Source organism: Leclercia sp. 1548 (assembly GCF_050435045.1).
GTDB classification, from domain to species: domain Bacteria; phylum Pseudomonadota; class Gammaproteobacteria; order Enterobacterales; family Enterobacteriaceae; genus Enterobacter; species Enterobacter adecarboxylatus.
Window position 1 is genome coordinate 222636 of record NZ_JBNDJP010000003.1, and the last position, 11980, is coordinate 234615.

Consider the following 11980-nt stretch of genomic DNA (forward strand, 5'->3'; position numbering starts at 1 on the left):
TTAAACTCCTAACTTCCATGACAGGGTACGCAGCAGATCAGCAAAGACGCCCGCCGCCGTCACATCGTTTCCTGCGCCATAGCCGCGAAGGACCAACGGCAGTGGCTGATAATAGTGGCTGTAAAACGCGAGGGCGTTTTCGCCATTTTTCACTTTGTACAGCGGATCGTTACCGTCTACTGCCGCCATCTTCACCCGGCAAACGCCGTCTTCTTCGATGTTGCCAACATAGCGCAATACTTTCCCTTCATCACGGGCTTTTGCAACGCGCGCGGCGAAGGCATCGTCCAGCTGCGGCAGCCTGGACATAAAGGTCGCCACATCGCCGGAGTCATCAAAACTTTCCGGCAGAACCGGTTCGATCACGATATCCGACAACTCCAGCTCACGTCCCGTTTCACGGGCAAGGATCAGCAGCTTGCGCGCTACGTCGGTGCCCGAAAGGTCATCACGCGGATCTGGCTCGGTGTAGCCCAGTTCGCGCGCCACTTTGGTCGCTTCCGACAGGCTCATGCCTTCGTCGAGTTTGCCGAAGATAAAGGAGAGCGAGCCGGACAGGATCCCGGAGAAACGCTGTAGTTCATCACCGGCATTGAGCAGGTTTTGCAGGTTTTCGATAACCGGCAGCCCTGCGCCAACGTTGGTGTCGTAGAGGAACTTACGGCGAGATTTCGCCGCTGCGTGGCGCATCTGATGGTAGTAATCCATCGACGATGTGTTGGCCTTTTTATTCGGCGTCACCACGTGGAAGCCTTCGCGCAGGAAGTCTGCGTACTGATCGGCCACCGCCTGGTGCGAAGTACAGTCAACAATCACCGGGTTCAACAGATGGTACTCTTTCACCAGACGGATCAGGCGGCCCAGATTAAACGGCTCTTTTGCTTCTGCCAGCTCTGACTGCCAGTTCTCCAGGTTCAGCCCGTGGACGTTGGTCAGCAGCGCTTTGGAGTTTGCGATGCCGCAGACACGCAGATCGATATGCTTTTTCTTGAGCCACTCCTGTTGACGCTTAAGCTGCTCCAGTAATGCACCACCCACACCGCCCACGCCAATCAGGAACACTTCAATCACCTGATCGGTATTGAACAGCATCTGATGGGTCACGCGCACGCCAGTAGTGGCATCGTCGTTATTCACCACCACGGAGATGGAACGCTCGGAAGACCCCTGGGCAATGGCAACAATATTGATGTTTGCCCGCGCCAGCGCGGCAAAGAATTTCGCGGAGATACCGCGCAGGGTGCGCATGCCATCACCGACGACAGAGATAATCGCCAGATGCTCCTGGATGGCCATCGGCTCCAGCAACTCTTCTTTCAGCTCGAGGTAGAACTCCTCCTCCAGCGCCCGGCGGGCGCGCAGGCAGTCCACCTGCGGTACGCAGAAGCTGATGCTGTATTCGGAAGAGGACTGGGTGATCAGCACCACGGAAATGCCGTTGCGCGACATGGCCGCGAACACGCGTGCCGCCATGCCCACCATGCCTTTCATCCCCGGACCAGAGACGTTGAACATCGCCATGTTGTTGAGGTTAGAGATACCTTTAACCGGCAGGCCATCGTCGTCGTTGCTGGCCCCAATCAGCGTGCCTGGCGCCTGTGGATTGCCGGTGTTTTTAATCAGGCATGGGATCTGGAACTGGGCGATAGGGGCAATGGTACGCGGGTGAAGCACTTTGGCGCCGAAGTAGGAAAGCTCCATCGCCTCCTGATACGACATCGACTTCAGCAGGCGGGCATCCGGCACCTGACGCGGGTCACAGGTATACACACCGTCCACGTCAGTCCAGATCTCGCAACAGTCGGCACGCAAACAGGCGGCCAGTACGGCGGCAGAGTAGTCAGAGCCGTTACGGCCCAGCACCACCAGCTCCCCTTTTTCATTCCCGGCGGTGAAACCCGCCATCAGGATCATATGATCAGCAGGGATTTTGCTTGCGGCAATGCGGCGGGTAGATTCGGCAATATCTACGGTGGATTCGAGGTAATGACCAACAGCGAGCAGTTTTTCGACAGGATCGATCACCGTGACGTTATGGCCACGAGCTTCCAGCAGACCCGCCATAATGGCGATAGAGAGTTTTTCACCGCGGCAGATCAGTGCCGCGTTAATGCTGTCCGGGCACTGCCCCAACAGACTGATACCATGCAAAACGTGTTTAATCTGGGCAAATTCTTGCTCAACAAAAGCCTTCAACTGAGCATGCGGAAAGCCGGGTTGGGCGTCCGCCAGGCCCTGCAGCAGGTTAGCGAAGATCTGCTCTGCGTCGCTGATGTTCACCAGTGCATCCTGCCCCCCGATGGTTTTTTCAATCATTGCCACCAGATGGTTGGTAATTTTAGCCGGGGCAGAGAGTACCGTCGCCACCTGCCCCTGCCTGGCATTGCTCTCCAGGATGTCGGCAACACGCAGAAATCGTTCTGCATTTGCCACTGATGTACCGCCGAACTTCAACACTCGCATGGTTGTTACCTCGTGATCTTTAGCCGAAAAAAAAGCCCGCACTGTTCAGGTGCGGGCTTTTTTCTTTCTTTCCTGTACGCGTCAGCCCGCACCGTTACCTGTGGTAATGATGATGGTTGTGGTAATGGTGGTGATGCTGATGCGTTTCATGGATGTTGTGTACTCTGTCATTATTATCTGTCTGTGCTGTCTACCTCTATTGGTTAAAGCATACGTGCCGCTAAGTCAACGAATTTCTCATTTAAGCGGCTTTCCCGGCCCTGTGACGTCTTGCTGCCTGAGATTTTATTTCTTCTCGGATCGGGCCGTATGCAACCTCTATTCTGGAATATTTAACCATAATAAAAATTTATGACAGACGTTTACTCTGCCAGCTTTTTTTCGATATCGTGCAGTAATCGGTGCAACATCGCCGTGTCTCGCTGAGCTAACAGACCCAGCCGCTGCTGTAGCCACTCCGCCATTTTTTGATCGTCAGCAACATTCAACGCGGTCAGCAGACGATCGGTGCGCGCACGTAAAGCGGCAAGCTGGTTTTCATCAACTTCCGCCACCGGGGCAGCCGGCATTTGCATCAGAGAGGCTAATTGATAGCAATACACCATGACTGCCTGGCCTAAATTCAGCGACGGGTAATCCGCCACCATCGGCACGCCGGTCAACACATCTGCCAGGGCGAGTTCATCGTTAGTCAGGCCGGAATCTTCGCGGCCAAATACCAGCGCCATCTTCGGCAACCACTGACTTTTCTCAGCCATTAGCGGCACCAGTTCCGCTGGCGTGGCGTAGTAATGGAATTTCGAACGACCGCGTGCAGTGGTCGCGACCGTAAAAGAAATGTCGTGCAGCGCGTCCGCGAGCGTTTCGTAAGTGGTTAAATTATCGAGAATATCTCCCGATCCATGGGCCACACGCCGCGCCGCCGGATCGTTATGTGCGTCACTGGCAACGATACGTAAATCAGTAAACCCCATGGTCTTCATGGCACGTGCGGCGGCACCGATGTTTTCTGCTCTTGCGGGGGATACCAGTACAATTGACAAATGCATTTATGCTCTCTTTTTAGGCAGTTAGCCGCAAATAATGTGATGGACATCATCATATTACGCGGCGCGAATTTACAAAATTGCAACACAAATCACCGAAATCGTGTTTCAGTACAAATTAAAATTACTAAACTATTTCATGCATGAACTTTACGCGATAATGTTAAAGAATAGCACTTATCCCTATGTTTAATAATGATAATGCTTTCTTGTGTTGGTTATTGACATTGGATTCACCCTGTTTATTAATCAATGAACGCAACTGGTTGGTTTATTGAAAAAATGTGACAAAAGCTAGCAATCCGCTACGATGATTTCATCAAACTGTTAACGTGCTACAATTGAATTTGATATATGTCAACGAAGCGTAGTTTTATTGGGTGTCCGGTGCCTCTTAACCTGTTATGTTGCTGTTAAAATGGTTAGGATGACAGCCGTTTTTGACACTGTCGGGTCCAGAGGGAAAGTACCCACGACCAAGCTAATGATGTTGTTGACGTTGATGGAAAGTGCATCAAGAACGCAATTACGTACTTTAGTCACGTTACGCCGGTCATGTTAATTTATGGCATGTATCAGGCAGGTCAGGGACTTTTGTACTTCCTGTTTCGATTTAGTTGGCAATTTAGGTAGCAAACATGCAGACCCCGCACATTCTTATCGTTGAAGACGAGTTGGTAACACGCAACACGTTAAAGAGCATTTTCGAAGCAGAAGGCTACGATGTCTTTGAAGCGACCGATGGCGCAGAGATGCATCAGATCCTTTCTGAAAATGATATCAACCTGGTCATCATGGACATTAACCTGCCGGGTAAAAACGGCCTTCTGCTGGCGCGCGAGCTGCGTGAGCAGGCGAACGTTGCGTTAATGTTCCTGACTGGCCGCGACAATGAAGTTGATAAAATTCTTGGCCTGGAAATCGGTGCGGATGACTATATCACCAAACCGTTTAACCCACGCGAGTTAACCATTCGTGCACGCAATCTGCTGTCCCGTACCATGAACCTGGGCACCGTCAGCGAAGAGCGTCGTAGCGTAGATAGCTACAAATTCAACGGCTGGGAACTTGATATTAATAGCCGTTCACTGGTAAGCCCCCAGGGCGACCAGTACAAACTGCCGCGCAGTGAATTCCGCGCCATGCTGCACTTCTGCGAAAACCCGGGCAAGATCCAGTCCCGTGCAGAACTGCTGAAAAAAATGACCGGCCGTGAGCTGAAGCCGCACGACCGTACCGTTGACGTAACCATCCGTCGTATTCGTAAACACTTCGAATCCACACCGGACACCCCAGAAATCATCGCCACCATCCACGGTGAAGGCTATCGTTTCTGCGGCGACCTGCAGGAGTAATCCTCACGTCAGCAATTAAAAACGGCGCATTTGCGCCGTTTTTTTTATGCCTTTTTAATGCCACGGCATAATCGGTACGGCGCTGAGCGCATTCTTTGGCGACCCTTCCACCACCTTATCCGAGTAGGCCAGGTATGCCAGCGCGTTACGCTTCGCATCATAGAAACGCACGACCTGAAGTTTTTTGAACACCAGCGAGGTGCGCTTCTGGAACACGACTTCGCCCTGCGACTTGCCGTTTTTGATCTTATCGCTCAATTCAACCGGCCCCACCTGCTGGCAGGAAATGGCCGCATCGGAGGTGTCTTCCGCCAGCCCCAGCCCGCCTTTAATCCCGCCGGTTTTCGCCCGGCTGATATAGCAGGTCACGTTTTTCACATCGGGATCGTCAAAAGCTTCAACAACGATTTTATGGTCTGGCCCGAAAACCTTAAATACGGTATCAACGGAACCAATTTCTTCTGCCTGCGCCGCATTACCGGCTAAAAACAGCAGCGTTGTGAGGATCAATGTCTTGTATTTCATATTGTTACCATATTTAAATATTACACTGAGTCATTATTCAACAATCATGTGAAAAGCGTAGCAAGATCACAGGATTAGAATATATTCCGGCGCAATGCCGGGCAAAGCGCATTTAAGCGCAAAAAAAACACTGAATGCTAAAACATCAAAAAATGCTATTATCCGCTAACCTGTTTAGCAGGGTCTCTGCTGTATTAAGGATGAGGATAGTATATGGATCAGGCTGGAATTATTCGCGATCTTCTTACCTGGCTGGAAGGCCATCTGGACCAGCCTTTGTCACTCGACAACGTGGCGGCAAAAGCGGGATATTCTAAGTGGCATTTACAACGGATGTTCAAGGATGTCACCGGTCATGCCATCGGCGCCTATATCCGCGCGCGTCGTCTTTCCAAATCCGCTGTGGCGCTTCGCCTGACTGCGCGTCCGATTCTGGATATCGCATTACAGTATCGCTTTGATTCGCAGCAGACCTTTACCCGTGCGTTTAAAAAACAGTTCTCATTGACCCCTGCGCTCTATCGCCGCTCGCCAGACTGGAGTTCGTTCGGGATGCGCCCGCCCCTGCGTCTGGGCGAATTCGAGATGCCGAAGCACGAGATGGTTACCCTGCCGGAGACACATCTGGTCGGCACCACCCAAAGTTACTCCTGCTCGCTGGAGCAGATCTCCGAATTCCGTCACCAGATGCGTGTCCAGTTCTGGCGTGATTTCCTCAGCCACGCACCGGCTATTCCGCCGTTGCTGTATGGCCTGAACGAGACGCGTCCAAGTCTGGAAAAAGATGACGAGCAGGAGGTCTTCTACACCACGGCATTAACGCCTGAGATGGCCAACGGCTATATCCAGGGTTCGAAGCCGGTGGTGGTCGAAGGCGGCGAATACGTGATGTTCACCTATGAAGGGCTGGGCACCGGGGTACAGGATTTTATCATGACGGTATACGGTACCTGCATGCCGATGCTGAACCTGAACCGCAGAAAGGGGCAGGATATTGAGCGTTACTATCCGTCAACGGATGTTAAACCGGACGAACGCCCAATTGATTTGCGCTGCGAATACCTGATTCCCGTACGCCGTTAACGCTGTAGCTCATCTAATGCAGGGGCATCGAGATGCGAAATGTCCCCTGCCATCTCCACAATCCAGCCTGATGCCAGCCACGGACTCTGCTGATAATCAATGCGGGAAAGCGAGCAGTTGCGCAGACGCAGGCGACGCTCAGCCCATGCTGGCAGACCGAGGATGGTACTGACCAGGCAACCTAACGCCATACCGTGACTCACCAGCAGCGGTCGACTCCCCTCAGGCAGATCCAGACAGGCCGCCAGCGCCGCGTGCATACGCTCGCTCAACTCCAGCATGGATTCGCCTTCCGGGATACGGCCCGCTTCGGTGCCATTAACCAGCGTGCGACGCCATGCTTCTTCTTCTTCGGTCAGGGTATCGATAAGACGCTTTTCCAGCACTCCCATATCCAGCTCGCGCAGGCGGGCGTCCACAGTGACATCGCAGCCGCAGGCCTGGGCGATAATCTCTGCTGTGCGTCGCGTACGACCTAAATCGCTGGCGATGATATGGGTGATGCCCAGCGTTCTGGCGCGTTCGCCAACCTGACGGGCCTGTTCCTCGCCCTTGGCAGTAAGTGGACTGTCTGACTGGCCTTGAATACGTCGCTCGGCGTTCCACTGCGTTTCACCGTGGCGAACAAGGTATACCTGTAACATACTTTTTTTCCGTTATACTGCGATGATATTTTTAGAGTTAGGCTTAATTATGCACCAGGTTATCTCTGCTACCACTAATCCTGCCAAAATTCAGGCAATTCTAAGGGCATTTGACGAGATTTACGGCGAAGGATCCTGCCACATTGAGTCCGTCAACGTCGAGAGCGGCGTCCCGGAACAGCCATTCGGCAGCGAAGAAACACGGGCTGGCGCCCGAAACCGCGTGGCTAACGCCCGTGCAGCCCGTCCTGACGCGGATTTTTGGGTGGCGATTGAAGCGGGAATTGACGAAGGCGCGACCTTTAGCTGGGTGGTTATCGAGAGCCGCGAACAGCGCGGCGAAGCGCGTTCTGCCACCCTGCCACTGCCGGAGGTCATTCTGGATAAAGTGCGCGAAGGCGAAGCCCTCGGCCCGGTGATGTCACACTACACGGGCATTGATGAGATTGGCCGTAAAGAGGGGGCGATTGGGGTCTTTACCGCCGGGGCGCTGACGCGTTCAAGCGTTTACCACCAGGCGGTGATTCTGGCGTTAAGTCCGTTTCATAACGCCATTTACCGCTAATTGCCGGATGGCGGCTTCACCTTATCCGGCCTGGGGTAAACACTGTCAGTTGCAGGCCTGATAAGCGCAGCGCCATCAGGCGTTTTTCAACAGGATATTTTCAAGCCACTGGCGCAGTTCAACCGGCGCTGATTTCAGGCTGTTCGATCCGCGAGTGATGGTGGCGATCCCCGCCCCCAGCTCGCTTTTCAGCTCGCGCTGGCTCATCTCGCCGCGCAGCAACTCCTCGATAATCCGCACCCGCGTGCCCAGCGCCTCGCGCTCGTCGGGCGTGAGCATCAGCTGCAGCAGCGGCAAATGCAGATCCTGTTCATAAGACTGGCGAAGCAGCTCCACAAAACGAAGCCACTCCTGATGACGTTGTTCGGCCATAGCCGATGAATAAGGGGAATGCTGGGTCATGTTATGCCGCCTGTCGTACTCTTAAACGAGTACAAGCATAACATAACCCACACCGATCAGTAACGTCGCTGCCACTCACTGTCGCTCATCAGGGCATCTTTCTCTCCCATGAAATAGCGATAGTAAGCATCATACGCCAGCACGTTCTTCACATAGCCGCGTGTTTCCGAGAACGGAATGCTCTCAACAAAGGCCACGGCATCAATGCGTCCGGCGCTGTTGCCAAGCCAGGTACGCACGCGACCCGGGCCAGCGTTGTAGGCCGCCGAAGCGAAGATACGGTTGTCCCCGAACTGGTTGTAGACACTCTGCAGATAGGTGGTGCCGATGTTGATGTTGGTCTCGGGATCCAGAAGCTGCGACGGACTGCTGTAGCCTGGAATATTAAACTTCTTCACCGTATGAGCGGCCGTGGCAGGCATCACCTGCATCAGACCGCTGGCCCCCACCGGCGAGCGCACTTTCGGGTTCCAGGCGCTCTCCTGACGGGCAATCGCCATCGCGTAGCTCTGCGGAATGTCTTTCCCGCTGGTGTAGCGTTCAAACAGATCCTTATAGGCCAGCGGGAAACGCTCTTCAAGATGATCCCACAGCTTGCCGGCGATCGTCGCCTGCACGCTCAGATCCCACCAGCGGATATCGAAGGCGTAGCGCGCCAGCTGCGCTTTCTCTTCCACGGTACGGCTGGTCACCAGATTCGCCCATTCACTGCGGGCGGTGTTATCCAGATTCCAGTACATCAACTCACGCACCCGGGCCATCTCCGGCCCATTCACCAGCGCCGCGTTGACGCCAGCCGGCGCTTTATCAATCTTGAGATTGTACTCTTCGCCCAGCCGCTGGGCCGCGGCCATCGGATAGAATCCGCGCTGCTGCATCAGGGTATGCAGAATGGTTTTCGCTTCGTCATCGCGGCCTCGCTCCAGCAGGAGATCGGCCTGCCAGTAGCGCCATTCATCCTTCTCTTTGGCCTCCATCGGCAGGCGCGCCAGCCAGGTGTTCAGGCCGCGGCGATCGCCGTTGCCCAGCGCCATACGCACGCGGCGCTCTACCAGCGAGGTAGACTGCGAGCGCATGATCGCGTCGTCGCGCCAGCGGGCCTGTTCGTCGGTGAGGTCATTGCCCATCAGTCGCCACGCCACGATATCGCGCAACTCCTGAGTCTGATCGTCATTCAACTGCTGTGCCTGGGCAAGGGAGGGGATCATCAACCGCGCGTTTTCCACGTCATCCCGTGCCACGCTGGTAAAGGCCACCGCCGCCATCTGACGCGTAAAATCGGTAGCGCCGGTATTGCGGGCAAAGTCCATCACCGTCTTCGGATCGTTCGCCAGCTGGATCAGGGCGCTGGAGATGGTCTGGTACTCCGGCGGCATCTGCCCGGCGAGGGTGGTCACCAGACGGGTGTTACCCGCTTTCATCGCCAGACGGATGCGCTCAAGATAGGCCAGAGGATCCTGCTTGCCGGACGCGCGCCAGGCGCCAAACAGCGAGTCGCAGGCGTTCGGCTGGCTTTTCCCGGTGAGCCACAATGCTTTGGCACCGTCCCAGGCTTCCTCTTGCTGGCCGGTCGCCCACTTCGCGTAGTAGTAGTTACACTGCGCTTCGGTGGTGCCAGGCTTCTCCGGGCTAAAGGCCAGCAGGCCGCGCCAGTCTTCGCGACGCGCCAGTTCGTTCACAAAACGCGACTGCAACGTGCGCGCAGGCGGCAACGTCGGGTTGGCCTGAATAAAGTTTTTGACGGTGATCGTCGGTTGGTTCATCAGATCGTCAGTCAGCTGACGGTATTCCAGATAGGGATACAGCGGATAGTTTTTAAGCGTCGGCATCAGGGCCTGCACCGTCTCCATCTGTCGCTGATCCCACGCCTGTTTGATCTGGGCATAACGGTTACGTTGTTCATCCAGTGAATCGGCTCGCGCTGCGCTGCTGATGGTCAGCACACATACGCTGGCAGCCAGTACTCGCCAGGCCACCTGTTTGGCTTTTACCACACGCTCGTCCTCTGTTAATCGTCGTTAAATGCAGCGTCTTGCCGCGCAAAAGCGTCTTTAACTTATGCTAACCAGGCATCGCTTAACGCGCCACGTCATGGACACATTTTTACCTTTCTTGCGCGCTTTAACACTCCCGGCGTCGATGGCTGGGATTAGAGAGGGAAAAAGGCTACACTTCGCCACTATTCTCATCACGATAAAAGAGGCGAAGTCCAACGTGGCTCAATTCGTTTATACCATGCATCGTGTCGGCAAAGTGGTCCCGCCGAAACGTCATATTCTTAAAAATATCTCGCTGAGCTTTTTCCCGGGCGCAAAAATTGGTGTGCTGGGTCTCAACGGTGCCGGTAAGTCCACCTTGCTGCGCATCATGGCGGGCATCGATACAGACATCGAAGGTGAAGCCCGTCCGCAGCCTGGCCTGAAAATCGGTTACCTGCCGCAGGAACCGAAGCTGAACCCGGAACATACTGTTCGCGAATCCGTCGAAGAAGCCGTTTCTGAAGTGGTTAACGCGCTGAAAGGCCTGGACGAGGTCTACGCGAAGTACGCCGAGCCGGATGCCGACTTCGACAAGCTCGCCGCCCAGCAAGGCAAATTTGAAGAGATCATCCAGGCACATGACGGTCACAACCTGAACGTGCAGCTGGAGCGCGCGGCCGATGCCCTGCGTCTGCCAGACTGGGATGCAAAAATTGAAAAACTGTCCGGTGGTGAACGCCGCCGCGTCGCGCTGTGCCGTCTGCTGCTGGAAAAACCAGACATGCTGCTGCTCGACGAACCAACGAACCACCTGGATGCGGAATCCGTAGCCTGGCTGGAACGCTTCCTGCACGACTTCGAAGGTACCGTTGTGGCGATCACCCACGACCGTTACTTCCTCGATAACGTTGCCGGTTGGATCCTGGAGCTGGACCGCGGTGAAGGTATTCCGTGGGAAGGTAACTACTCCTCCTGGCTGGAGCAGAAAGATCAACGTCTGGCGCAGGAAGCTTCTCAGGAAGCGGCGCGTCGTAAGTCGATTGAGAAAGAGCTGGAGTGGGTTCGTCAGGGCGCGAAAGGCCGTCAGTCTAAGGGTAAAGCCCGTCTGGCACGCTTCGAAGAGCTGAACAACGCCGAATACCAGAAACGTAACGAAACCAACGAACTGTTCATTCCGCCTGGAGCACGTCTGGGTGACAAAGTGGTGGAAGTCAGCAACCTGCGTAAGTCTTATGGCGACCGCGTGCTGATCGACGATCTGAGCTTCTCGGTACCGAAAGGCGCAATCGTGGGCATCATCGGCCCGAACGGCGCGGGTAAATCAACCCTGTTCCGTATGATGTCCGGTCAGGAAGCCCCTGACAGTGGCACCATCACCCTGGGTGAGACCGTGAAGCTGGCCTCCGTTGACCAGTTCCGTGACGCCATGGATAACAGCAAAACCGTCTGGGAAGAAGTGTCCGGCGGGCAGGATATCATGCGTATCGGCAACACCGAGATGCCAAGCCGCGCTTATGTAGGCCGCTTTAACTTCAAAGGTGTTGATCAGGGTAAACGTGTGGGCGAGCTGTCCGGTGGTGAGCGTGGCCGTCTACACCTGGCCAAACTGCTGCAGGTTGGCGGTAACGTCTTGCTGCTCGATGAACCAACCAACGACCTGGACATCGAAACCCTGCGTGCGCTGGAAAACGCCATGCTGGAGTTCCCGGGCTGCGCGATGGTTATCTCGCACGACCGTTGGTTCCTTGACCGTATCGCGACCCACATTCTGGACTACCAGGATGAAGGTAAAGTGGAGTTCTTCGAAGGTAACTTCACCGAATACGAAGAGTACAAGAAACGCACGCTGGGCGCCGACGCGCTGGAGCCGAAGCGTATCAAGTACAAGCGTATCTCGAAATAAAAGCAAAACGGCAAC

At 54.8% G+C, this 11980-nt stretch carries 12 protein-coding genes and 1 other annotated feature; of the genes, 4 read left to right on the forward strand and 8 right to left on the reverse strand.

What is annotated here, in order from left to right; all coding sequences use genetic code 11:
- From thrA to yjjY, 4 genes are all read right to left on the reverse strand, one after another.
- Entirely contained in the window at positions 1–2463 is a 2463-nt protein-coding gene (thrA, locus tag ABIE02_RS10560) for a bifunctional aspartate kinase/homoserine dehydrogenase I (RefSeq protein ID WP_032616429.1), read from the reverse strand.
- A gap of 25 nt (positions 2464–2488) precedes the next feature.
- Positions 2489–2606 (reverse strand) — a sequence feature (Thr leader region).
- On the reverse strand, positions 2545–2613 hold the full coding sequence (thrL, locus tag ABIE02_RS10565; RefSeq protein ID WP_103181027.1) for a thr operon leader peptide: 69 nt from the start codon (positions 2611–2613) through the stop codon (positions 2545–2547). It overlaps the preceding feature by 62 nt.
- Before the next feature lie 212 nt (positions 2614–2825).
- Positions 2826–3512 carry a tRNA/rRNA methyltransferase gene (locus ABIE02_RS10570; protein WP_032616428.1) on the reverse strand — a complete coding sequence of 229 codons (687 nt, stop codon included), beginning with the start codon at positions 3510–3512 and terminating at the stop codon, positions 2826–2828.
- A 399-nt stretch (positions 3513–3911) separates the two neighbouring features.
- Positions 3912–4052 (reverse strand): protein YjjY, encoded by a 141-nt coding sequence (yjjY, locus tag ABIE02_RS10575; RefSeq protein ID WP_001541509.1) that lies wholly within the window; start codon positions 4050–4052, stop codon positions 3912–3914.
- Between the two features lie 95 nt (positions 4053–4147).
- Here yjjY and arcA point away from each other — a divergent pair, with 95 nt between their 5' ends.
- The gene (gene arcA / locus ABIE02_RS10580; protein WP_032616427.1) at positions 4148–4864 is read left to right on the forward strand and encodes a two-component system response regulator ArcA; all 717 of its coding nucleotides are present in this window, start codon (positions 4148–4150) and stop codon (positions 4862–4864) included.
- A 54-nt stretch (positions 4865–4918) separates the two neighbouring features.
- On the opposite strand, the gene creA is transcribed toward arcA, so the two are convergent.
- Complete coding sequence (gene creA, locus ABIE02_RS10585; RefSeq protein WP_032616426.1) at positions 4919–5389, reverse strand: protein CreA; 471 nt, start codon at positions 5387–5389, stop codon at positions 4919–4921.
- Positions 5390–5602: 213 nt separating this feature from the next.
- Here creA and robA point away from each other — a divergent pair, with 213 nt between their 5' ends.
- Complete coding sequence (robA, locus tag ABIE02_RS10590; RefSeq protein ID WP_032616425.1) at positions 5603–6472, forward strand: MDR efflux pump AcrAB transcriptional activator RobA; 870 nt, start codon at positions 5603–5605, stop codon at positions 6470–6472.
- On the opposite strand, the gene gpmB is transcribed toward robA, so the two are convergent.
- On the reverse strand, positions 6469–7116 hold the full coding sequence (gene gpmB, locus ABIE02_RS10595) for a 2,3-diphosphoglycerate-dependent phosphoglycerate mutase GpmB (protein WP_032616424.1): 648 nt from the start codon (positions 7114–7116) through the stop codon (positions 6469–6471). The two genes, robA and gpmB, sit on opposite strands and share 4 nt — an antisense overlap.
- A gap of 49 nt (positions 7117–7165) precedes the next feature.
- On the opposite strand from gpmB, the gene yjjX reads away from it, so the two are divergent.
- Positions 7166–7681 (forward strand): inosine/xanthosine triphosphatase, encoded by a 516-nt coding sequence (yjjX, locus tag ABIE02_RS10600; RefSeq protein ID WP_032616510.1) that lies wholly within the window; start codon positions 7166–7168, stop codon positions 7679–7681.
- Between the two features lie 75 nt (positions 7682–7756).
- Here the strand turns inward: yjjX and trpR are convergent, their stop codons facing one another.
- Both trpR and sltY read right to left on the reverse strand, forming a co-directional pair.
- Positions 7757–8083, reverse strand: a complete 327-nt coding sequence (trpR, locus tag ABIE02_RS10605; protein WP_032616423.1) for a trp operon repressor — start codon at positions 8081–8083, stop codon at positions 7757–7759.
- A 56-nt stretch (positions 8084–8139) separates the two neighbouring features.
- Entirely contained in the window at positions 8140–10077 is a 1938-nt protein-coding gene (gene sltY, locus ABIE02_RS10610) for a murein transglycosylase (protein ID WP_336994887.1), read from the reverse strand.
- A gap of 220 nt (positions 10078–10297) precedes the next feature.
- On the opposite strand from sltY, the gene ettA reads away from it, so the two are divergent.
- Positions 10298–11965, forward strand: coding sequence for an energy-dependent translational throttle protein EttA (ettA, locus tag ABIE02_RS10615; protein WP_032616421.1), 1668 nt, complete (start codon positions 10298–10300; stop codon positions 11963–11965).
- The last annotated feature ends 15 nt before the right edge of the window (positions 11966–11980 follow it).